Origin of the sequence: Roseivivax halodurans JCM 10272, from assembly GCF_000521785.1 — a bacterium.
In the GTDB taxonomy this organism is placed as follows: Bacteria; Pseudomonadota; Alphaproteobacteria; order Rhodobacterales; family Rhodobacteraceae; genus Roseivivax; species Roseivivax halodurans.
Genome location: NZ_JALZ01000016.1, coordinates 1 through 22,334 on the forward strand (window position 1 = coordinate 1; position 22,334 = coordinate 22,334).

Sequence of the window (22,334 nt, forward strand, 5' to 3'; positions counted from 1 at the left end):
CTGCTGCGCTACGCGCCGGACGCCGGCGAGTGGTCCGCCGTGCATTACCCACTCGAGCCGGCATCGTCCGGATGGGTGGGCCTGTCCGAAATCACCTACCACGACGGCGCGCTCTACCTTATCGAACGGGACAACCAGATCGGCGCCGCGGCCACGATCAAGCAGATCACGCGCGTCTCTCTCGACGGGCTGGAGCCGGCCGCGCTCGGCGGTGAGCTTCCGGTCGTGGAAAAGGAGGTCGTTCGAGACCTGATCCCCGACCTGAAATCGACCGGCGGCTATGTCGTCGACAAGGTCGAGGGACTGGCGATCACCGAGGACGGCACCGCCTGGGTGGTGATCGACAACGACGGCGTAGACGACAGTTCCGGCGAGACGCTGTTCTGGAGCGTCACACTCGATTGAACGAGTCGCGCCCGGACACGATCCGAGCGCGCATACACCTTCCGGGGCGGTCGCGGCGAAGACCCCGCGAGTCTAAAGCCGGACTGTGCGTCCCGAGAAGAGCCGGAGCCGCGTGGTCGTATGACAACCACCTAGGCCGGCCGCCGCACCCTTTCGCAACCGAGGGCGAGCAGCCTGCCGCGCCCCTCACTCCGCCGCTTCGAGATAGGCGGCATGTTCCGCGCCGAACCTGCCGCGGCGGCTCGTGCGATCCTCGGGGATGTCGAAGAGGCCGCGCCGGAGGCTCCAGCGGCTGAGCGCGGGAAGGGTCGAGATCACCGCGATCGGAATGGCGCAGATAAGGGCCAGCACGATCGGTGCGGCAAAGGCGAGCGTCCACGGGGCGATGGTCACCAGCCACAGGGTCAGCGCGGCGCCGATCAGGGTCTGGGGCCAGAGGCTTGCCGCAGCCTCGGACCAGCGCAGGCGCTCGCGCGAGCGTTGCTGCGCGTCCCAACCGATGCGCCGGCCCGCGCAGAGGCCGGCCATGAAGATGGTGAGCGCCGTTGCGACGACGGGTGCGATGAGCATCGAGAAGGCGATCTCGGCCGCGCCGCCGGCGATCACCCGCATCCGGCCGCCGTAGAGCGCGGCGCGGCGGCGATGCGCCAGAACCTGTCCTAGCCCCATGAGCTTCGGCATCAGCGTCAGGGTCATCAGGACGGCGAAGAAACCGAGGCCGATCCAGAGCGGCACGGTCTCGAATTGCGCAGGGTTCGCGGCGAGGGCCGCGCCGCAGAGCACGAAGAGCATCCAAGCGGGCGCGGCGAGATACATCTGGATGGCGAGAAGAAGCTGCAGCCGGCTGACGGGCTGGAGACCGGGCATCGACAGCAGCTTCAGATATTGAAGGTTGCCGTTCATCCAGCGCAGCTCGCGGCGGATGAAGTCGACGAGGCTCGGCGGGTTCTCCTCGCGGCTGTCGCCTTCCTCGGCCATGACGCGCACCTCAAAGCCCGCGCGCCGCATCAGCACCGCCTCGAGCATGTCGTGGCTCAGGATCGCGCCGGAGAGGGGGCCGCGCCCAGGAAGGACGGGCAGCATGCAATGCTCGGCGAAGGGGGCGAGACGGATGAGGACGTTGTGGCCCCAGTTCGGCCCGCAATCGCCCTGCCACCACGCCGAGCCGAGCGTGTAGGAGCGCATGCCGTGGCGCATCCCGAACTGGAAGGCCCGGGTGAAGAAGGAGCGCGAGGGCAGGCCGGTGACGAGCGATTGCAGCATGCCGAGCTCGGGCGAGACCTGCATCACGCGGACCATGCGCAGGACCGCTCCCGCGCCCATTTCGCTGTCGGCGTCGAGGGGCAGGAAGAAGTCGGATTTGCCGCGCCAGCGATGCACGAATTCCGCGATGTTGCCCGCCTTGTAGCCGGTATTGTCGCTGCGGCGGCGGTAGTGGATGTCGGCTCCCGGGCGGGCGGCGCGCCATTTGGCGAACAGGGCCTCTTCCCGTGCCGCGATGTCGAGGCGGCTCGTATCGCTGAGGAGGTGGAAGGAGAACCGGCCCGCCCAGGGCGTGCGCGCCATCTCGGTGTCGAGCCGGCGCATCCGGGCGATGGCGGCGTCGGGATCCTCGTTGCGCAGAGCCATCACGATCGCGGTGCGGGCGGTGATCGCCTCCGTTCCGTCGATGCGGCCCAGGGCGGGCGTGACCAGCGTGACCGCGCCGCGACCGAGCCGGCGATCGAGCGCGAAGCCGGCGAGCGCGTTCCAGAGGCCGATCGAGAGCCAGGGCAGGGTGACGGCGTAGGCGGCCAGCATGGCGATCTCGAGGGCGAGAAGCCCGCCGGTCGACAGGAGCGTCGTCATCGCCGCGAAGAGCAGTGCGACCGTTGCGACATTGAGCGTCAGCATGACGCGCCTGCGGCGCCGCAGCGGCATCTGCATCCAGGCCGCGCCGCGGCGGTCCGATGTCGCTCTTGCGGATGTCGCGATGTCCTTCACGGCACGTCCCCGGGTCACGTTTTCCTCCACCGGTTTGGAGGCGCCCGGTGCGAAGTCCAGTGAAATTCTCGTGTCCGAATGCTTCAATCCGGACTCGGGGAGGCGCGATTTCAGGCGGTTACGGCAGCCGGGCTGCGGGCGCTGAAGAGCGCGAAGACGATCACGGCCATGCCGACCAGCACGGCGGAGGCGACCGCGAAGGTATGCGCGTAGCCGAGCCAGCTCACCAGCGGGGTCGAGAAGAACGGTGAGAAGAACTGGCCGAGGAAGATGCTCGTGGTGATCGCACCCGAGGCGAAGCCGCGGCGATGCGCCGGCGCGATGTCGAGCGCGATGGCGAAGAAGGTGGGCATGGTGAAGCCGAAACCGCCGCCGACGAACAGCGCGCCGAGGCTGATGATTGTCATGCTTTCGGACATGTCCATGATGCCGAAGCCGGTGGCCATGAGCAGATAGCCGATCGCCGGGGTTGCGCCGCGCCCGAGCCGCGCGCGGACGGTGCCGAAGGCGAGCGCGGCGACGCCGCCCGCAAGCGTGACCATGGCGAGCACCTGCGCGGGCGCCGAGGCGTCGGTGAAGCCGATCGAGGCGAGATAGAAGGGCATCTGCGTCGGGATGATGTAGAAGAGCACGAAGCTCAGCCCCGACAGCACCACGACGATACCGAGGATCAGGCCCCAGCGGGGATCGGCGCCGAGCTCTTCGGGCTCATGTCCCTCGGCCTCTTTGCTTGTGGTGCGGTCGGGTTCGACCACGGCCCACCAGAGGAACGGCAGGACGAGCGCGCCAATGGCGTAGATCGCGAAGGGCAGGCGCGGAGAAATGCCGGCCAGCCATCCGGCGAGCGCGATGAAGGCGAAGCCGCCGAAATTCACCGCGGCGATCTGGAGACCCATGAACCGCCCGCGCCGCGCGCCCGAGAAATAGTCGCCGATGAGCGCCGCCTGGCTCGTCATCACGATGGCGACGGCGACGCCGAGCACGAGCCGGCTCGCAAGGATCAGCGGAAGGGTTGGCAGATAGGCGCCCGCGCTGCCCGCGATCGCATAGAGCAGCACGCCGAAGAGGAGCTGCCGCCGCCGTCCGAAGCGGTCCGCGGTCATGCCGGCGAAGGGCGCGACGATCGCGACGAGAAGGCTCGGCGCCGTCACCAGGAGACGGGTCAGAAGCTCGGCATTGGGATTTCCGGGGAACTGCGCCTCGATCCCGGGCAGGGCCGGGCTGATGACGGTGTTGGACAGAATCGTCAGCGAGGCGGCGAGCAGCAGCGCCACCGCGCGGGGTTCCTTGAAGAAGGCGAGCATTCGGGTACCTGCGGGTTCCGGAGTTACGTGGTCCAGATAACGCACAGGCGGTGAACGCAAGTGCCCCGCCTGCACAGCCGGTGTGCGGGCGGGGCGGAAGCCGGGGTTGCGACAATCGAGAGTCTACCGGGGGCGGAGCGTCGTGACGCCGACCGACGCCGCCCGGGCAAGGTCCGGATCGAGGGACATCGGGATATACTCGCCGCGTCGCCAGAGCTGGCCGAGATCGTCGTAATGCCGAGACAGGAAATGACCCGACTGGCCGGTCGAGGTGATGAAGACCGAGGAATCGGGATCGGCAAAATCGTAGACGCCGCGATATCCGGCCGCGTGCACGTTCCGGAACGGGTGCGGATCCCGGCCCGAGGTGCGGCCGCGCTGCAGCGTGAAGTCGCCGCCGCTCGTCGACTGGCGGATGTTCACGAAGTAGCGCAGCACCGGAACCTCCCCGAGCACCTGGTGGTCGTGGACCGCCTGATGGGCCTCGCCCCAGCGCAGGGATTCGAGCGAGTTGCCGTGTTGCTCCTCGATCCAGACCAGCGCGTCGTCGAGCGCGAGCCGGGCCATGTCGGTGCAGGTTTCCGTCGCGGCCGAGCGCCGCACGTCGCACCATGCGCCGGCCCCGTCCACGTCGCGGAAGACCCGCTCGATGAAGAGCGGCTCGACATGGTCGTACTCGTCCGCGAGCGGGCCGAGCTCGTCGCGGATGAGCCGGTCCTGAAGCGCGCGCAGCCATGCGGCATAGATCAGCGGCTCGGGCATGTGTTTGTTCATCTCGCCGTTCCACTCGGCGAGAAGGTCGAGCGCCTGCCGGCGGCGGCGTTCGGGCGTCCCCTCGGAGGCGGCCTCGCCGGTGAACCACAGATCGGCGCCGATCAGCGGCAGCAGCGTCCGCGCGGCGGGCGAGACGGTGTCGAGCTGCGCCTCGATGAAGCTGTCGCGGGTGTGCACCTCCCGGCCCTGCATCATCGAGCGCCAGCGCATGACCCGCTGGCTGTCGCCCCACTCGAAGCTCATGTGGCGCGGAAACGGCCGGTCGACGACCTTGTTGTTGGTGTTGCCGACGATGCCACCCTCCGGGTTCACGAATTCGGGGTTCTCGTCGTAGGGCAGGCGGCCCTGCCAGCGATTGGCATCGATCCAGCCGGGGCTCGGCAGGCGTCCCTCGCTCTGATGGTTCGGCGCGCGGCGGGGCATCGTGCCGATGGTCTTCATCGCGACCGTCTCGGCATCGGCGAGGGTGAGGTTCTGCGACGGCGCGACGTAATCTTCCGAAGCGGCGATCGCCTCTTCGACATTGCCCGACCGCATCAGGTTCATGGCGGCGGTCATCGAGGTGTCGTTGCCCGAGAGCGCGGTCCAGGAGAGCGACATGACGTGACCCGACGGCGTGATCGAGCCGAGGTTGTAGACCGAGCCCGGAAGGACCGGTCCGTTCTCGGTCCAGCGCTGGGTGATCGTGATCGGCTCGGCATCGCTGATCTCGATGATCGACTTGCGGGTGCGGAAGTCGGCCCAGCCGGTCGGCGTGCGATATTGTTGATTGTCGTCGGGGTTCAGCTCTTCGAGGTGCAGGTCCTGGTCGTCGAGATAGGAGGAGGTGATCGCCCAGCCGAGCCGCTCCGACCGCCCGACCATGACCGCCGGTATGCCGGGAATGGTGCCGCCGATCACGCCGCCGGAGGAGAGCTGCATCCGGGCAAGGTACCAGATCGACGGCGCGCTGAGCCCCAGATGCGGATCGCCCGCCAGCAGCGTGCCGCCCGACGCCGAGCGCGAGGCGTTCGCGGCCCAGGCGTTCGAGGCGCCGGCCAGTCCGCGCCTCGGCAGGATGTCGAGAAAGCCGCCCGTTTCAGGTCCCGGCTGAAGCGCCGCGCTGCGGCTCGCGCCGGGCGCAAGGCTCGCATATTCCGGGAGAGCCGCAACGCCGCGTCCGGGAATGTCGGGCAGGATGTCGGCGAGCCGGTCCTCGTCCTCGAGCGCCAGCGAGGTGCGGGCGCGCAGCACCTCCTCGGAGAGATGTCCCGAGAGCTGCAGCGCCATGACCTTGATGACGGCGAGGCTGTCGGCCGGCTGCCATGGCGGCAGCCGCGCGTCGAAGACGAAGAACTCCGGCGCGCCGCGCCCCAGCGAGCGCGAGTTGATCTCGTCGATCCGGGCGTTGACGCCGGCGGCATAGGCCTCAAGCGCCTCCAGCGTCTCGGGGTCCTGGTCCTCGACCGAGGCGCGGGCAAGGGTGTAGAGGTCGAGCCGTCGGATCAGGCTGTCGGTCTCGACCGTCCGCCGGCCGAAGAGCTCGGAGAGCCGCCCCTGCGCCGTGCGCCGCATCAGCATCATCTGCCACAGGCGATCCTGGGCATGGGTGTAGCCCAATCCGAAGAAGACGTCGCGATCGGCATCCGCGAAGATGTGCGGCACGCCCGAGTTGTCGCGGACGATCTCGACCGCGCCCGAGATGCCCTCGACCGCCAGATCCTTGGAATAGTCGGGCAGCGATCGCGACGCGAGGTAGTAGACGAGACAGGCGCCGACCACGGCCAGCAGGATGGCGAAGGAGGCGAGCCGCACGAGCCAGCGGAAGACGAGCCGCATGTGTTTTCTCTCCTCCTGCAGGCGGACGGGCCTTCGACCTATCGCCTGAACCTGCCCTTGCCAAGAGTGGCCGCGCCTTGCGACAACTCGCCCGAAGCGAGAGATATTCCAAGGAGACCGAACGATGGCGAAGGTGGCGTTTCTGGGGCTGGGAGTCATGGGCTACCCGATGGCCGGGCACCTGCAGAAGGCCGGGCACGACGTGACGGTCTACAACCGCACCGCCAGCAAGGCCGAGGCCTGGGCGAAGGAGCACGGCGGCACCCATGCGGCGACCCCGCGCGAGGCGGCCGAGGGCGCGGAGTTCGTGATGGCTTGCGTCGGCAACGACGACGACCTGCGGTCGGTCTGCTACGGTGACGACGGCGCGCTGGCGGGCATGGGGCAGGGCGCGATCTTCGTCGATCACACCACGGTCTCGGCGCAGGTGACCGAGGAACTCTACGCAGCCTTCGCCGGGAAAGGCGCTGGATTCGTCGACGCGCCGATCTCGGGCGGCCAGGCGGGCGCCGAGAACGGCCAGCTTTCGATCATGTGCGGTGGCGATCAGGCGCATTACGACGCCGCCGAGCCGGTCATGGACGTCTATGCCAAGCTCTGCCGCCGCATCGGCGAGAGCGGCGCGGGGCAGATGACCAAGATGTGCAACCAGATCGCCATCGCCGGCCTCGTACAGGGGATGTCCGAAGCGCTGCATTTCGCCGAGAAGGCAGGGCTCGACGGGCGCGCAGTGGTCGAGGTGATCAGCCAGGGCGCCGCGGGATCGTGGCAGATGGCGAACCGCTACGAAACCATGCTGGGCGACAAATGGGAGCACGGCTTCGCGGTCGACTGGATGCGCAAGGATCTCGGCATCTGCCTTCAGGCCGCGGACGAGGTCGGTGCGTCGCTGCCCGTCACCGCGCTGGTCGACCAGTTCTACAAGGACGTGCAGAAGATGGGCGGCGGGCGCTGGGACACGTCGAGCCTCTTCAAGCGGCTGCGCGAGGCGGGTTGATGGCATCGGATTCCTGCGGCCGAAAGCTTTCGTTAACCGGCTCGGCCTCATAAGAAAACCGGACCGCGCGGGAGCTGACGCTGCGTGTTCCGAGGGCCGCCCGCGACCAGTTCCGGCAGACGATTTGCCATTGTCTTTCCCTCGTTTCGCGGTCTATGGTTCCCTCTAGCCGTGTCGCGCGCAAAGTCATGCGCGCCCGGCTTCACGAGTTTCGCTGGCGATCGGAGCGTGGAGCGACCCGTTCCCCTCGCCAGACCGATCCGGCCCCCGACGGGGGCCAGGCAAACCGCCCGGAACGCGCCAAGCGACGGGCTTGAACGGGCGCAGACGCCGTCTTCCGGGATCCGGAAAGGCGCATGCGTCGGAGAAGAACCGCGATGACGCGCGCGACGAGTTCAAGGCAGACGAGAGCGGCACTTGCACCGCCCCCTGCCGCGACGCCGCGTTTCGCCCTGACAAGACACATCGATCGCATCGCGGGCCCGCCGGGGCAGCGCGCTGTCGTCATGTGCACACGGACAATATGGCAAAGAAGATGCTCATCGACGCCACCCACGCGGAGGAAACCCGCGTCGTGGTGGTGGACGGCAACAAGGTCGAGGAATTCGACTTTGAATCCGAAAACAAGCGGCAGCTCGCGGGGAACATCTACCTCGCAAAGGTGACGCGGGTCGAACCGTCGCTTCAGGCGGCGTTCGTCGATTACGGGGGGAACCGGCACGGCTTCCTCGCCTTCTCGGAAATTCATCCCGATTACTATCAGATCCCGGTCGCCGACCGCCTCGCCCTGATGGAAGAGGAAGAGCGGCAGGCCCGCGCCGAGGAGGAAGACGAGAAGCCCAAGCGCACGCGCAGCCGCCGCGGCGGCTCCAAGGCGCAGAAGGCCGACAGCGACGACGCGGTCGCGACCAGAAGCCCCGACCAGATCAGCGGCATGGAGACGATCGACCTCGAGGATGAGGACGGCTCCGCCGAGAACGCAAGTTCCGAGGGCACCGAGGGTCTCTCCCCCATGGAGACGGTGCCCGAGACGCCCGTCGAGGAGCCGGACGACGAGGGTTCCGAGGGTGACAAGGCGTCCGTCGAGGACGAGGCGGCGAAGGCCGACGGGCCTGCCCGCGCCGACGACGACAGCATCGAATCCGTCGCCGACGACGACACCCCCGAGGACATCCGCCCGCCGCGGAAACCCCGGCCGCGCAAGTACAAAATCCAGGAAGTCATCAAGGTCCGCCAGATCCTCCTGGTTCAGGTCGTCAAAGAAGAGCGCGGCAACAAGGGCGCGGCGCTCACCACCTACCTGTCGCTCGCCGGCCGCTATTGCGTTCTCATGCCGAACACCGCCCGCGGCGGCGGCATCTCCCGCAAGATCACCAACGCCGCCGACCGCTCCAAGCTCAAGGAGATCGCGGGCCAGATCGACGTGCCGCGGGGCGCGGGTCTCATCATCCGCACGGCGGGCGCCAAGCGCACCCGGACCGAGATCAAGCGCGACTACGAATATCTCCAGCGCCTCTGGGAGCAGATCCGCGAGCTGACGCTGAAATCGATCGCGCCGGCGAAGATCTACGAGGAAGGTGATCTGATCAAACGGTCGATCCGCGACCTCTACAACCGCGACATCGACGAGGTCTTCGTGGAGGGCGAGCGGGGTTACCGCATCGCCAAGGACTTCATGAAGATGATCATGCCGTCCCACGCCAAGAACGTGAAGCACTACGCCGACCAGATGCCGCTTTTCGCGCGGCACCAGGTCGAGAGCTATCTCAGCTCCATGTTCAACCCGACGGTCCAGCTGAAGTCGGGCGGCTACATCGTGATCGGCGTGACCGAGGCGCTGGTGGCGATCGACGTGAACTCCGGCCGGGCCACCAAGGAAGGCTCGATCGAGGACACGGCGGTCAAGACCAACCTCGAGGCGGCCGAGGAAGTGGCGCGGCAGCTGCGCCTGCGCGACCTCGCGGGCCTCATCGTGATCGACTTCATCGACATGGACGAGCGCAAGAACAACGCCGCCGTCGAGAAGAAGCTGAAGGAAAAGCTCAAGACCGACCGTGCCCGGATCCAGGTCGGCCGCATCTCGGGCTTTGGCCTCCTCGAGATGAGCCGCCAGCGCCTGCGCCCCGGCATGATCGAGGCGACGACGCAGCCGTGCCCCGCCTGCCACGGCACCGGCCTCATCCGCTCGGACGACAACATGGCGCTGCAGGTGCTGCGCCAGATCGAGGAAGAGGGCGTGCGCCGCCGCTCGCGCGAGGTGCTGGTCAAGTGCCCCGTTGGCATCGCCAACTTCCTGATCAACCAGAAGCGTGAGCATATCGCCGGCATCGAGATGCGCTACGGCATGTCCGTGCGCGTCGAGGGCGATCCGGCGCTGGTGAGCCCCGACTTCCAGATGGAGAAGTTCAAGACTGCCACGCGCAACGTGCCTGAAGTGGTCGCGCCCGTGGTCGTCGGCGACAGCTCCCTGATGGAGGACATCGACAACGCCTGGGACGACGAGGAGGAGCAGGAGGTCGATCCGGCCGAAGCTCCCGCGCCGCAGGAACAGGTGGCCGCCGAGTCTGAGGGGGACGAGAACGGCGAGGGCAAGCCCAAGAAGCGCCGCCGTCGCCGCCGCCGGAAGTCCAAGACCAACGGCGAGGGCAGTCAGGCGGACGCGCAGCAATCGCTCGAGAGCGATGGCGGCGAGAGCCAGGCCGAGCAGCCCGCGGAAGCGGCGGAAGCCGGGAACTCCCCGGGTGACGACGGCGCGGTGACAGAGGCGTCGGACGACGCCGAGACCGAAGACAAGCCCAAGAAGCGCCGCAGCCGGTCGCGGAGCCGCAAGAAGCCGGCCGCCGAGACGGCGCCCGAAAGCGCGGCGGAGAGTGTCGCTGAGGGCACGGACAGCCCGGCCCCCGAGGCAGCGCCGACCGAAGCCGCAGGGCCCGAGACGACGCCGGACGAGGTGACAGCGGCGGAAGCGCCGCAGGAGGCGGAACCGGCAGCAGAGACCCCGGTCGAGGCCGCACCGTCCGCTGCTGCCGCTCCCGAGGAGCCGCAGGCGGCCTCGGAAGAGCCCGCGGCGAGCGAGCCGGAGCCCGAAGCCGCCAAGCCGGCCCACGCCGCGTCGCACGGCAACGGAGCGAACGGATCGGTTCCGGCGGAAGAGGCTTCGGAGCCGGAGGAGACCGAGGATAAGCCCAAGCCCAAGAAGCGGGGCTGGTGGTCGCTCGGCCTCTGAGCCCGGCACCCGACCGACATGAAACGCCCCGGAGATCTCTCTTCGGGGCGTTTTTTCATGCGCGGAATGTCAGGCTTTGCGGATGAGCCAGATCATCCGCGCGCCGTCCTCGCTGCTGTCCTCGAGCGCGTGCCCCGCCTCGGCGCAGAAATGCGGCATGTCGATGATCGCCGCGGGATCGTCCGTCACCACGCGCAGGCAATCCCCGCTCGTCAACGCGGCGAGGCGTTTCCGCGCCTTGAGAACGGGCAGGGGGCAGAGGAGGCCGGTCGCGTCGAGATCCTGTGTCATGCGGCCGGAATTAGGCTTTATGTGACAGCTTGTCCACGCAGCCGTGACCGCAGGCCCCGTGACGCCGCCCCGCGGATCGCCTAGGACGTTGGACATGTTCGGAATCGAGATCATCGACGCGGGGCTCCTTCCCGCCATGCTGGTGGCGCTGGTCGCAGGCGTGATCTCGTTCCTCAGCCCCTGCGTTCTGCCCATCGTGCCGCCCTACCTCGCCTTCATGTCGGGCGTGTCGGTGACCGAGATGCAGGCCGGCGGATCGGCCCGGGCCAAGGCGGGCATGGCGGCGCTCTTCTTCGTGCTCGGCCTCTCGACGGTCTTCGTGCTGCTCGGCTTCACGGCGTCGGCGTTCGGGGCGTTCTTCCTGCAGAACCAGGTGCTGCTGAGCCGGATCGCGGGCGTTGTGGTGATCGTCTTCGGGCTGCACTTCCTCGGCCTCTTCCGTATTCCGTTCCTCGACCAGGAGGCGCGGTTCGAGGCCGGCGACAACGGCGGGTCGGCCTTCGGCGCCTACATCCTCGGCCTCGCCTTCGCCTTCGGCTGGACGCCCTGCATCGGCCCGCAGCTCGGCGCGATCCTGTCGCTCGCCGCCTCGGAGGCGAACGTGACCCGCGGCACCCTGCTGCTCGGGGTCTACGCGGCGGGGCTCGGCATCCCCTTCCTCCTCGCCGCGCTGTTCCTCAGCCGGGCCATGGGGCTCATGAACCGCATGAAGCGTCACATGGCGGTGATCGAGCGCGTCATGGGCGTTCTGCTCGTCGCCGTCGGTCTGGCGCTCCTGACAGGGGCCTTCTCGGCGCTGTCCTTCTGGCTTCTCGAGACCTTCCCGGCCCTCGCCACCCTGGGCTGACCGCGCCTGGAGGGCAGGGTCGCAACGTCCTGCAAAGGCATGCTGAACCGTTAGCGTTAAAAGGCGTGCGGCTCTCTATCCACGTCACGAACCATCGCGTAGGACATGTGCGACAACGTGTTCTGACGAGGAAAGTGACCGCGATCATGGCCAAGGATACCGCCGCATTCGCCGAGATGGCCCGCCGTATGGAGACGGGCAAGGGCTTCATCGCCGCGCTCGACCAGTCGGGCGGCTCCACCCCCAAGGCGCTGCGCCTCTACGGCATCGAGGAAGACCAGTACGACGGCGAGGAGGAGATGTTCGCGCTCATCCACGAGATGCGCGCGCGGATCGTCACGGCGCCCGACTTCACCGCCGAGAAGGTGCTCGGCGCAATCCTCTTCGAGCGCACCATGCGCGGCGAGATCGAGGGCAAGCCGGTTGCGGATCTGCTCTGGAACGACCGCGGCATCGTGCCGTTCCTCAAGGTCGACAAGGGCCTCGCCGAGACGGAGAACGGCGCGCAGATCATGAAGCCGATGCCCGGGCTCGAAACCCTGCTTGGCGAGGCGCGCGAATTCGGCGTCTTCGGCACCAAGGAGCGCTCGGTGATCCTCGAGGCCAACGCGGACGGGATCCAGGCGGTGGTCGACCAGCAGTTCGAGGTTGCGAAGATGGTCACGGATGCGGGTCTCGTGCCGATCATCGAGCCCGAGGTCGACATCCATTCCGAGACCAAGGCCGAGGCCGAGGTGCTGCTGCGCGACGCGATCTACGAAAAGCTCGGCCAGCTCGGCGACGACGAGACGGTGATGCTGAAGCTCACGATCCCGTCCGAGGCCGGCCTCTACGACAAGCTCGCCGACCATCCGCGCGTGCTGCGCGTTGTGGCGCTCTCGGGCGGATACTCGACCGACGAGGCCTGCGAGCGGCTCTCGAAGAACTCCAAGATGATCGCGAGCTTCAGCCGGGCCCTGACCGAGGGCCTCTCGCGCCAGCAATCGGACGAGGAGTTCAACGCGGCGCTCGGCGCGAATATCGACAAGATCTACCGCGCATCGGTGTGACCCCCGCGTGCCCGGGGGCATTGCGCTCCCCGGTGCTAATGCCCCGCGGAACGTGAAAAGGGCCGGCGAAAAGCCGGCCCTTTCTTTTGGTTTCCGAAAGAGAGGCGATCAGCCCTCGTAACGCTCCATGTTCTCGAGCTCTTCGCGGGTCATGTTGGTGTAGACGCGCACGTCATCACCTTCGGTCGCCTGCATGACTTGCATCTCGTCGAGGTTCAGCGCGACCTGACGCTCGCCAAGGCCGAGGAAGCCGCCGACCGCGACGACGATACGCTCGATGCCCGAGCCATCACCGGTCACCACTTCGTCGATGTCGCCGATACGTTCGTTCTCCTGGTTGTAGAGAGCGGTGTCGGTGAGCATGTCGTTGTTCACCTCGCTCGCCGCAACGGCCTCGTAGCCGTCGACCTGGATGTCGAGGCCCGATCCCGAAGTTGCGGCATCGGCGCTCTGCTCATCACCCGACTGCATGTCGCCGGACTGGTCGCTGGCCATCTGCGCGTCTTCGGATTGCGCTTCGGCGGATTGCGCGTCGGCCGTCTCCTGATCGGTGGATTGCGTGTCCGACGCCTGGCTCTCCGCATTCTGCTGATCGTCCGACTGCATGTCGCCCGACTGGGCCTCGGCCGTCTGCTGGTCGTCACCCGACGATTGCTGCTGATCACTGTTCGAGGCGTCGCTCTGATCGGAGTTCGACTGCTCGCCGTTCTCCGACTGCCCGGTCTGCATGGTGACCTTGGGCTCGCCGCTCTGGTTGAACTGGATCTGCGGCTCGCCGGCCATCGAGAAGTCGATCTGCGGCTCGGAAGATTCGTAGTTCACCGTCGGCTGGCCGGCGCTCGTGACGTTGACCGTCGCGTTAGAGCCGTCCGAGGAGGACTCGCCGCCGTCCGAATTCGAGGCCTGCTCGTAGGTGATCTGCGGCTCGGACTGCGTCACGTTGACCTGGGCGTTGTCGAGCGGCTGAAGCTCCTGCGCCTCGCCTTCCGCATAGGAGGTGCCGGACTGCTCGTCCTCGACCTGAACGCCTTCGCCGGTCGCGTCGGCATTCTCCACGACGCGAAGGTCGAGATTCACCTGCGGCGGCGCCTGGCTCACCGAAATCGTGGGCTCACCCTGCTGGACGTCGACCTGCGGCTCGGCATTGGCGACGTTCACGTTCGGGTCCGGCATGGTGATGATGATCTCGGGCGCCGGCTGGTCGATGGTGATGGTCGGCTGCTGCATCTCCATCGTCACGGTCGCCTGCGGCTGGCGGACGGTGATCTCCGGCTGCTGCTGCTCGACGCTCACTTCGGGATTGCCGCCCTGGACGGTCACCTGCGCCTCGCCTTCCTCGACATCGACCTGCGGGGCCTCGCGCTGCAGACGGACGATGCCTTCGACCACGCGCTCCTCGTCGATCTGAATCGTGGTCTGCTCGCGCTCCGCGACCTGTGCTTCGGCTTCAGCGGTGGCTTCGTCGCTGTCCTCTGCGCTCGCCTGATCGCTGTCCTGCTCGGACATCGCATCTTCGAGCTGGGTCAGCTGCGTCTCGCAGGCTTCCGCTTCGCCGTCCTCGACGACGCTCCGGAGATCCTCTTCGGTCATCGAGACATCTTCGGGGATGCCGTTCTCGATCATCGTGCCGAGCTCTTCGCAGGGCTGGTCGGAGCTCTGGGCCAGGGCCGGTCCGGCCATGGCGGGAATGGTCAGCGCGGTGCTGAGCAGAAGGCGTTGCAGGGAAGTCTTCATGTAATCGTCCTCAAATTCTTTCACATCGGTGCGATCGGCTGGGGGCTGATCAGAGAACGGTGGCATGGCGGCGATGTTCCGCCTGCATTTCTGGCCGATCGGCGAAAAACCCCAATTTTATTGTGGGTTAGGCCTGTCTCTGATCCGCGTCGGTCAAAATTTCCGCGGCGCAGAACGCGCAAAAATGGCGTCATGGCAGGACGATGGATCGCGTGCGTCCACACGCGATTTCGTTCCTCGGATTTTTTCACGGCAGAGGCAGAATTCGTGCCAGATGACTGCCCCGCGACCTCGCGGATCGCGGGGCGGGGGGTCAGGCCGCGGCAGACCGCGCGGATTTCGCAAGTGCCTGGTCGAGGTCGCGGATGAGATCGTCCGCATCCTCGATCCCGATCGAGATGCGCACGACATCCGGCGCCGCCCCCGCCGCCTCCTGCTGTTCGGGCGTGAGCTGCCGGTGCGTCGTCGAGGCCGAATGGATGACGAGGCTCCGCGTGTCGCCAAGGTTCGCGACGTGGCTGAAGAGCTCGAGACTGTCCACGAACTTGACGCAGGCCTCGTAGCCGTCCCTCAGCGCGACGGTGAAGATCCCGCCGGCGCCCTTGGGGCAGATCCGTGACATGCGGTCGTGCCAGGGCGAGGAGGGAAGGCCCGCATAGGTCACCGCCTTGACCGCCTCGTGGCCCTCGAGCCAGCCGGCGACTCGCTCGGCATTCTCGCAATGCTTCCTCATGCGCAGCGACAGGGTCTCGATCCCCATCAGGGTGTAATGCGCCGCCTGCGGGTTCAGCGTCATGCCGAGATCGCGCAGACCGATGGCGATGCCGTGGAAGGTGAAGGCGAGCGGGCCGAAGGTCTCGTGGAACTTGAGGCCGTGATACGCGGGCTCGGGCTCGGAGAGCGAGGGGAACTTGCCAGAGGCGGACCAGTCGAACTTGCCGGAATCGACGACGACCCCGCCGGTGACGGTGCCGTTGCCGGTCAGGAACTTCGTCAGCGAATGCACGACGAGCGTCGCGCCGTGCTCGATGGGGCGGCAGAGATACGGCGTGGCCGAGGTGTTGTCGACGATGAGCGGCAGGCCCGCATCGTCCGCGATCTTCCCGATCGCGTCGAGATCGGTGATGTAGCCGCCCGGGTTCGCGATCGATTCGCAGAAGATCGCGCGGGTGTCATCGTCGATGGCGGCGCGGACCGCGTCCTCGTCGTCGAAATCGACGAACTTCGCCGACCAGCCGAAGCGCCGGATGGTCTGGCTGAACTGCGTGACGGTGCCGCCGTAGAGGCGCGTCGAGACGACGACGTTGCAGCCGGGCGCCATGAGCGGGAAGAGCGCCATGATCTGCGCGCCATGTCCCGACGAGCAGCAGACCGCGCCCGCGCCGCCCTCGAGCGTCGCCATGCGCTCCTGCAGCACCGCGACGGTGGGGTTGGTCAGGCGCGAGTAGATGAACCCGACTTCCTGAAGGTTGAAGAGCGCCGCCGCGTGCTCGGCATCGCGAAAGACGTAAGCCGTGGTCTGGTAGATCGGGGTCTGCCGCGCGCCGGTCGCGGGATCGGGGCGCGCGCCGGCATGCACCTGCAGGGTGTCGAAGCCGTAGCTCGGGGTATCGGTCATGTGGGTCCTCCCTCGGGGTTCCGTGTCCCGAGGGAAGGATAGTCAGAGGCGCGGGCCGACGGCAATCAGGCTGCGGTCGGGTGGCCCGCGCCGAAGCGCAGCCCTGCGAGGGTTTCCGAGCGAATGGCCCTCGCAGGGCAGCGGAATCAGATCTCGATGGCCGACATAACCTCGGGCTCGATCACGTCGACGCCGGGAAGCGCCTCCTTGAGCTTGTCCGCCGATTGCTCGAGCGCGGGGAAGGTCTTGTAGTGGCAGGGGATGACGGTCTTGAAGTCGAAGTAGGTCTTCGCCGCGTAGGCCGCCCGCTTCATGTCCATGGTGAAGTGCCCGCCGGCGCAGAGGATGCCGATGTCGGGTTCGTGCAGCGCCTGGAAGACGCCCATGTCCGCCATCACGTCGGTGTCGCCCGACACGTAGATCGTGTGGCCCTCGGCCTCGATCATGTAGCCCGCCTCCGAGCCCGTGGAGACCGGACCGTGCGGCCCCGGCATGGTCGAGGAATGGGTGGCGTGCACCATCGTGACCTTCGCCGGTCCGACCTCGACCGTGCCGCCCTTGTTGAAGCCGACGGTCTCGAGCCCTTCGTTGTTCTCCCAGTGCTGCATCAGGTCGAACTGACCGATGACCGGTACCGAAAGCTCCTTGGCGAGGTCCACCACTTCGCTCGCGTGGTCGAAATGGCCATGGGTCAGCAGGATGTGCGTCGCGCCTTTTACCGCCTCGGCGCGTTTCTCGTCGGGAAAGCTCGGATTGCCACCGAGCCAGGGGTCGAGAAGGATGACCGCGTCGCAGATCTCGAAGCGGAAGGAGGAATGGCCGAGCCAGATGATCTTCATGAAATGTCTCCTCGTGGACGTGTTCGGCTGCACAGCTAATCTGCGCAAGGGTCCGGTCGACCGCAGAGGGTGTCCGGCACGGAAGGATCGGATGCTCCCCGCCCTTGCACGGACCGGTCCGGGACCGCTGAGAGGTGAAGATGGACTGGACACGGGCAGTCGACGGATATTGCGAGCGGATGGGGCCGGGCCTCTGGGCCGAGCCCGTGAACGCGGTGACGAACCTCGCCTTCATTCTCGCGGCGCTGCTTGTCTGGCGGAGGACCGGCGGTCTGCCGAAGGCGCGGGCGCTGGCAATCGTCCTGGTCCTGATCGGGATCGGTTCAGGGCTCTTCCACACATTCGCGCAGGCCTGGGCGGCGCTGGCGGATGTCCTGCCGATCCTCGGCTACATCGTGATCTACATCTATGCCTCGCACCGCGATTTCTGGGGGCAGGGGCGGTGGATCGCCACCCTGCTGACCGCGCTCTCGGTTCCGGCGATGATGGCGCTCGCGCAGGTGCTGCCGTTCCGGGAGGCGCTCGGCGGTTCGGCGGGATACGTCCCCGTGCCGCTGCTCATCTTCCTCCATGCCGCGTTCCTCGCCGGCCGCGCTCCGGCGACGGCGCGCGGTCTCGCGCTCGGCGCGGGCCTGCTCTGCCTCTCGATCGCGGCCCGCACGCTCGACGAGCCGCTCTGCGGCGCAGTGCCGCCCGGCACGCATTTCCTCTGGCACGTGCTCAACGCCTGGATGCTCGGCTGGATGATCCTCGTCTACGTCCGTCACGTGGAAGAGGCCCCCGGCCGCCTTGCGGGCGCCCGGGCGCGGCGGTAAAGGCGGGACCGACGAGACCCCGACCGAAAGGGAGCCCCCATGTCCGAGATCGACACAGAGACCGCCGCGCGCGTCGCCAAGCTCGCCCGCATCCGGGTCGCCGACGACGCGCTGCCCGCGCTCGCGCAGGAATTCGGCGCCATTCTCGGCTTCATCGAGCAGCTTCAGGAAGTGGATGTGGAGGGCGTCGAGCCGATGGTGTCGGTCACGCCCATGCGCCTGAAGCGGCGCGAGGACGAGGTGACCGACGGGGGAATGCCCGAGAAGGTCCTGTCGAACGCGCCCGATGCGCGCGAGGGCTTCTTTGCCGTGCCGAAGGTGGTGGAATGAGTGCCGAACTGACGAAGATGACGCTGGCGGGGGCGCGCGACGCGCTCCGCCGCGGCGAGGTGACGAGCGCGGAGCTGACAGAGGCCTGCCTGACCGCGATCGACGGCGCGGACGCGCTCGGGGCCTTCGCCCACAAGACGCCCGAGAAGGCGCGCGAGATGGCCGCCGCGGCGGACAAGCGGCTGCAGTCCGGCGATGCGCCCGACCTCTGCGGTGTGCCAATGGGGATCAAGGACCTCTTCTGCACGCAAGGCGTGCCGAGCCAGGCGGCGAGCCGGATCCTCGAAGGGTTCCGTCCCGAATACGAAAGCACGGTCACGAGCCAGCTTTTCGGCGACGGCGCGGTGATGCTCGGCAAGCTCAACATGGACGAGTTCGCCATGGGCTCGTCGAACGAGACGAGCGCCTACGGCAACGCGGTGAACCCCTGGCGGCGCGGCAACGACGAGGCCGAACTGACGCCCGGCGGCTCCTCGGGTGGCTCGGCGGCGGCGGTCGCGGCAGATCTCTGCCTTGCGGCGACTGGCACCGATACCGGCGGCTCGATCCGGCAGCCTGCCGCCTTCACCGGGATCACCGGGCTCAAGCCGACCTACGGGCGCTGCTCGCGCTGGGGCATCATCGCCTTCGCCTCCTCGCTCGATCAGGCCGGGCCGATGACCAAGGACGTGCGCGACGCGGCGATCCTCCTCAAGGCCATGGCCGGACACGATCCGAAGGATTCGACCTCCGCCGACCTCGAAGTGCCGGATTTCGAAGCGATGCTGACCGGCGACGTGCGCGGCAAGACCATCGGCATCCCGCGCGAATACCGCATGGAGGGCATGCCGAAGGAGATCGAGGATCTCTGGGCCGAGGGCCGCAAGATGCTCGAGGATGCCGGCGCGACGGTGAAGGACATCTCGCTGCCGCACACCAAATACGCGCTGCCGACCTATTACGTGATCGCGCCGGCCGAGGCGTCGTCCAACCTCGCGCGCTACGATGGCGTGCGCTACGGCCATCGCGCCAAGCTTTCGCAGGGCGACGGCATCGTCGACATGTACGAAAAGACCCGCGCCGAGGGCTTCGGTCCCGAGGTTCAGCGCCGCGTGATGGTCGGCACCTACGTGCTGTCGGCGGGCTTCTACGACGCCTATTACAACCGCGCGCGCAAGGTCCGGACGCTGATCAAGAAGGACTTCGAGGACGTTTTCGCGGAGGGCGTCGACGCGATCCTGACGCCGGCAACGCCCTCGGCGGCCTTCGGCCTCGGCGAGATGGCGGATGCCGATCCGGTGCAGATGTATCTCAACGACGTCTTCACGGTGACGGTGAACCTCGCCGGGCTGCCGGGCATCTCCGTGCCCGCGGGCCGCGACGGCTCCGGGCTTCCGCTCGGGCTGCAGCTCATCGGCAAGCCGTGGGAGGAGGGCGATCTGCTCAACACCGCGTATGCGCTGGAACAGGCTGCGGGTTTTGTGGCAAAGCCCTCCAAATGGTGGTAACCCGTCCCGCGACGGAATTCTGAGGGTCTGCTCATGCGGCTTCTTCTTCTCTCCTCGGCGGCGTGCCTCGGCCTCGTCGCCTGCACGCCGACCGCTCCGAACGACGTCGTCGGGTTCGAGAGCTACGACCAGTCGCGCCGGTCCCAGGTCGACGCGCAGCTCGAAGGCCGCACGCAGCCCGGAACAGGCCGGATCGACGCGCCCGAGAATATCCAGAGCTCGAGCCTCGATCAGGGCGGCAGCGGCGGCGACGACATCGCCGCGATGGCCGCGGCGGCGATCGACGGCACCGGCAATTCGGGGCCGGTCTCGGGCGGTCCGGCACCTGCGCCGGTGACCAACTCGGTCGGCATCTCGAACGAGAACGATTTCGACGCGGTGGCGAACCAGCGCTCGATCGAGGAGGACGCCGCGCTCGTGCAGCAGAACCAGGCGCAGTACACCGCGGTCGCGCCGGAGCCGCTGCCCTCGCGGCCGACGGATGCCGTGAACGTCGTGGCATATGCGCTCTCGAGCACAAACAATGTGGGCGAGCCGGTTTACAGCCGGAGCGCCTTCGCCTCCAAGGCGCGCGAGCAGCGCAACTGCACGGCCTACGCGTCGGACGATCTTGCGCAGGAAGCCTTCCTTCAGGCAGGCGGACCCCAGCGCGACCGTGAGGGCCTCGACGCCGATGGCGACGGCTTCGCCTGCGGCTGGGATCCTACGCCGTTCCGGCGGAGCCGCGGCTGATCCCGGTCCCGCATCCCTCCCCGAATTTCGGGGAGAGGCGCGGGGGCGCAAGACCCGATCACGTCGTTCTTCACTACACGAACATGAGAACCGCCGAGGAGGCGCTCTCCCGCCTCTGCGACGCGGCCTCGGGCGTATCGGCGCATTACCTGATCTCCGAACGCGGCCGGATCTGGCAGCTCGTCGACGAAGAGGCGCGCGCTTGGCATGCCGGGCAGGGCGCCTGGGGCGGTCTCACCGACCTCAATTCACGCTCCATCGGCATCGAGCTCGCCAATGACGGCGGCCAGCCCTTCGGAGAGCTGCAGATGATCGCCCTCGAGACGCTGCTCGCGGGCATTCTCGCGCGGTGGCAGGTCGCGCCTGAGCGGGTGATCGGGCATTCGGACATGGCGCTCGGGCGCAAGGTCGATCCCGGCCCGCGCTTCGACTGGCGGCGCCTGGCGCGGCGCGGCCTCTCGGTCTGGCCCGAAGCGGGTACGTCCGGCGATTTCGAGGCCGATGCGCGCCGGGCGGGCTACCGCTGGAATGAAGGGCAGGAGGACGATCTGCTGGCCGCTTTCCGAATGCGCTTCCGCCCCCATGCCCACTGCCCCCGCGACGACACCGATGGCGGCCTCGTCGCGGATCTCGCCGCGCGCTGGCCGGCGGCCGAGACCTGAGCGTCGCTCACTCCACCTCGTAGGGCAGGGTGCCCCTGCGCTCCGGCTGGATGCTGAGCTTGCGCTCGAGCGGAGGCACAGAGCGCTGGTGGCACTCCTTGCGCTCGCAGATCCGGCAGGAGATGCCGATCGGCTCAAAGGCGCCGGCGCGCGTCACGTCCATTCCGTCGGCATAGACGAGCGCGCCCGCATGGGCGACCTCGCAGCCGAGCGCGATGGCGTAGCGCCGGACCGGCGCGCCGAAATGCCCGCCCGGCTTCGAGACATCGCGCGCGAGCGAGATGTAGCGCACGCCGTCCGGCGTCTCGGCCAGCTGGCGCAGGAACCGCCCCGGCGTCTCGAAGGCGCGGTGGACGTTCCAGAGCGGGCAGGCACCGCCGAACCGCGCGAACTGGAGCCGCGTCGCGGAATGCCGCTTGGTGATCGTCCCGGCCTGGTCGACGCGCACGAAGAAGAACGGGATCCCCTTGGCACCGGGACGTTGCAGCGTCGAGAGCCGGTGCGCCACCTGTTCGATCGAGGCGCCGAACCGCAGCGCCAGCCGCTCGAGGTCGTGACGGTCCTCCTGCGCCGCGGCGAGGAAGGCGCGATAGGGCATCAGCGCCGCCCCCGCGAAATAGTTCGCGAGACCGATCTTCGCGATGGCGCGGGCCGCCTCCGACTGGAAGCGGGCGAGGTCCAGCGTTGCCTCGAGCAGCGCATCGTAGTCGAGAAGTGCGACCTGCAGCAGCAGCTGGAAGGACTGCGTCTCGTGCGGCGCGCGGGAGGAGAGCGTGAGGACGCCCACCTCTGGATCGAAGCGCCTCAGATCGTGTGTATCGGCGAGCGCGACCGAGACGCCGCGCGCGCCGAGGCGCCGGATCGCGGCCTCCCGCAGGTTCGGCTCTCCCTCGGCGAGTTGCGCGTAGCGCTCCGCCGCGCGGTCCATCGCGTCGATGTAATTGTCGCAATAATGAAAGAAGTCGCGCACTTCCTCCCATGGGGAGGGCTGGAGCTGGGAGCCTTCGCGCCCGAGCGCCTCGTCGAGCGAGGCGAGCCGCTCGTGGGTCTGCCGGTAGGCGCGGTGCAGTTCGAGAAACGCGCGCACGAAGGCCGGAGCGTTCGAAGCGGTGAGCCGAAGATCGGCAAGCGGGGGCGTTTCGGAAAAGACCGGGTCGGCCAGTGCCTCGCGCATGTCGGTGATGAGCCGCTCCGCATCCCCCTGTCCGAGCTCGGTGACGTCGAACCCGAATTCCTGCGCAAGTGCCAGTAGGACAGTGGTGCTGACCGGCCGGTTGTTGTTCTCCATCTGGTTGAGATACGGCAGCGACACGCCGAGCTTTGCGGCGAAGTCCTTTTGGGTGAGCGTCAGCCGCCCGCGCAGGTCGCGCAGCTTGGCTCCGGCATAGAGTTTCTGGACGGGCATAGTTTGCGCCTTTGCAGG

The 22,334-nt window shown here is 67.8% G+C and carries 17 protein-coding genes and 1 pseudogene; 10 read left to right on the forward strand and 8 right to left on the reverse strand.

The annotated features are described in order from the left end of the window. Positions 1 to 405, forward strand: a 405-nt coding sequence (locus OCH239_RS14025) for an esterase-like activity of phytase family protein (RefSeq protein ID WP_037263912.1), incomplete at its 5' end; no start/stop codon positions are given. 186 nt (positions 406 to 591) lie between these two features. Here the strand turns inward: OCH239_RS14025 and mdoH are convergent. The 3 genes from mdoH to OCH239_RS14040 form a co-directional block, all read right to left on the reverse strand. After that, complete coding sequence (gene mdoH / locus OCH239_RS14030; RefSeq protein WP_244430358.1) at positions 592 to 2,406, reverse strand: glucans biosynthesis glucosyltransferase MdoH; 1,815 nt, start codon at positions 2,404 to 2,406, stop codon at positions 592 to 594. Positions 2,407 to 2,498: 92 nt separating this feature from the next. After that, positions 2,499 to 3,692 (reverse strand): MFS transporter, encoded by a 1,194-nt coding sequence (locus OCH239_RS14035; protein WP_037263915.1) that lies wholly within the window; start codon positions 3,690 to 3,692, stop codon positions 2,499 to 2,501. A gap of 123 nt (positions 3,693 to 3,815) precedes the next feature. Beyond that, a complete protein-coding gene (locus tag OCH239_RS14040; protein ID WP_037263917.1) occupies positions 3,816 to 6,284 on the reverse strand; it encodes a penicillin acylase family protein in 2,469 nt (822 codons plus the stop codon). A 49-nt stretch (positions 6,285 to 6,333) separates the two neighbouring features. Here OCH239_RS14040 and OCH239_RS14045 point away from each other — a divergent pair. Both OCH239_RS14045 and OCH239_RS14050 read left to right on the forward strand, forming a co-directional pair. Then, positions 6,334 to 7,281: pseudogene (locus tag OCH239_RS14045) on the forward strand (NAD(P)-dependent oxidoreductase); the annotation flags it as partial. Between the two features lie 523 nt (positions 7,282 to 7,804). Further along, entirely contained in the window at positions 7,805 to 10,507 is a 2,703-nt protein-coding gene (locus OCH239_RS14050) for an Rne/Rng family ribonuclease (RefSeq protein WP_037263922.1), read from the forward strand. A gap of 69 nt (positions 10,508 to 10,576) precedes the next feature. On the opposite strand, the gene OCH239_RS14055 is transcribed toward OCH239_RS14050, so the two are convergent. After that, positions 10,577 to 10,798 (reverse strand): sulfurtransferase TusA family protein, encoded by a 222-nt coding sequence (locus tag OCH239_RS14055; RefSeq protein WP_037263924.1) that lies wholly within the window; start codon positions 10,796 to 10,798, stop codon positions 10,577 to 10,579. 94 nt (positions 10,799 to 10,892) lie between these two features. On the opposite strand from OCH239_RS14055, the gene OCH239_RS14060 reads away from it, so the two are divergent. Together OCH239_RS14060 and OCH239_RS14065 are read left to right on the forward strand one after the other, a co-directional pair. Further along, positions 10,893 to 11,645: a cytochrome c biogenesis CcdA family protein gene (locus tag OCH239_RS14060; protein WP_037263927.1), complete on the forward strand. Its 753-nt coding sequence runs from the start codon at positions 10,893 to 10,895 to the stop codon at positions 11,643 to 11,645. A 146-nt stretch (positions 11,646 to 11,791) separates the two neighbouring features. Next, entirely contained in the window at positions 11,792 to 12,694 is a 903-nt protein-coding gene (locus tag OCH239_RS14065) for a fructose bisphosphate aldolase (protein ID WP_037263929.1), read from the forward strand. A gap of 108 nt (positions 12,695 to 12,802) precedes the next feature. Here the strand turns inward: OCH239_RS14065 and OCH239_RS14070 are convergent, their stop codons facing one another. From OCH239_RS14070 to OCH239_RS14080, 3 genes are all read right to left on the reverse strand, one after another. Next, entirely contained in the window at positions 12,803 to 14,428 is a 1,626-nt protein-coding gene (locus tag OCH239_RS14070; protein ID WP_037263931.1) for a PRC-barrel domain-containing protein, read from the reverse strand. 313 nt (positions 14,429 to 14,741) lie between these two features. Further along, positions 14,742 to 16,046 (reverse strand): O-acetylhomoserine aminocarboxypropyltransferase/cysteine synthase family protein, encoded by a 1,305-nt coding sequence (locus OCH239_RS14075; RefSeq protein WP_037263933.1) that lies wholly within the window; start codon positions 16,044 to 16,046, stop codon positions 14,742 to 14,744. 146 nt (positions 16,047 to 16,192) lie between these two features. Then, positions 16,193 to 16,885, reverse strand: a complete 693-nt coding sequence (locus OCH239_RS14080) for a metal-dependent hydrolase (RefSeq protein WP_037263935.1) — start codon at positions 16,883 to 16,885, stop codon at positions 16,193 to 16,195. 140 nt (positions 16,886 to 17,025) lie between these two features. On the opposite strand from OCH239_RS14080, the gene OCH239_RS14085 reads away from it, so the two are divergent. From OCH239_RS14085 to OCH239_RS14105, 5 genes are read left to right on the forward strand one after another with little or no spacing between them, the layout of a single operon-like run. Further along, complete coding sequence (locus OCH239_RS14085; RefSeq protein WP_037263937.1) at positions 17,026 to 17,700, forward strand: ceramidase domain-containing protein; 675 nt, start codon at positions 17,026 to 17,028, stop codon at positions 17,698 to 17,700. Between the two features lie 39 nt (positions 17,701 to 17,739). Further along, on the forward strand, positions 17,740 to 18,030 hold the full coding sequence (gene gatC / locus OCH239_RS14090; RefSeq protein WP_037263939.1) for an Asp-tRNA(Asn)/Glu-tRNA(Gln) amidotransferase subunit GatC: 291 nt from the start codon (positions 17,740 to 17,742) through the stop codon (positions 18,028 to 18,030). Next, complete coding sequence (gene gatA, locus OCH239_RS14095; protein WP_037263942.1) at positions 18,027 to 19,517, forward strand: Asp-tRNA(Asn)/Glu-tRNA(Gln) amidotransferase subunit GatA; 1,491 nt, start codon at positions 18,027 to 18,029, stop codon at positions 19,515 to 19,517. Before gatC ends, gatA begins: the two co-directional genes overlap by 4 nt. 33 nt (positions 19,518 to 19,550) lie before the next feature. Further along, positions 19,551 to 20,249: a hypothetical protein gene (locus OCH239_RS14100; protein WP_037263943.1), complete on the forward strand. Its 699-nt coding sequence runs from the start codon at positions 19,551 to 19,553 to the stop codon at positions 20,247 to 20,249. Further along, positions 20,213 to 20,911, forward strand: coding sequence for an N-acetylmuramoyl-L-alanine amidase (locus tag OCH239_RS14105; RefSeq protein ID WP_084782478.1), 699 nt, complete (start codon positions 20,213 to 20,215; stop codon positions 20,909 to 20,911). The genes OCH239_RS14100 and OCH239_RS14105 overlap by 37 nt, the downstream gene beginning before the upstream one ends. Before the next feature lie 7 nt (positions 20,912 to 20,918). Here the strand turns inward: OCH239_RS14105 and OCH239_RS14110 are convergent, their stop codons facing one another. Beyond that, complete coding sequence (locus OCH239_RS14110) at positions 20,919 to 22,316, reverse strand: helix-turn-helix domain-containing protein (RefSeq protein ID WP_037263948.1); 1,398 nt, start codon at positions 22,314 to 22,316, stop codon at positions 20,919 to 20,921. Positions 22,317 to 22,334 lie beyond the last annotated feature (18 nt).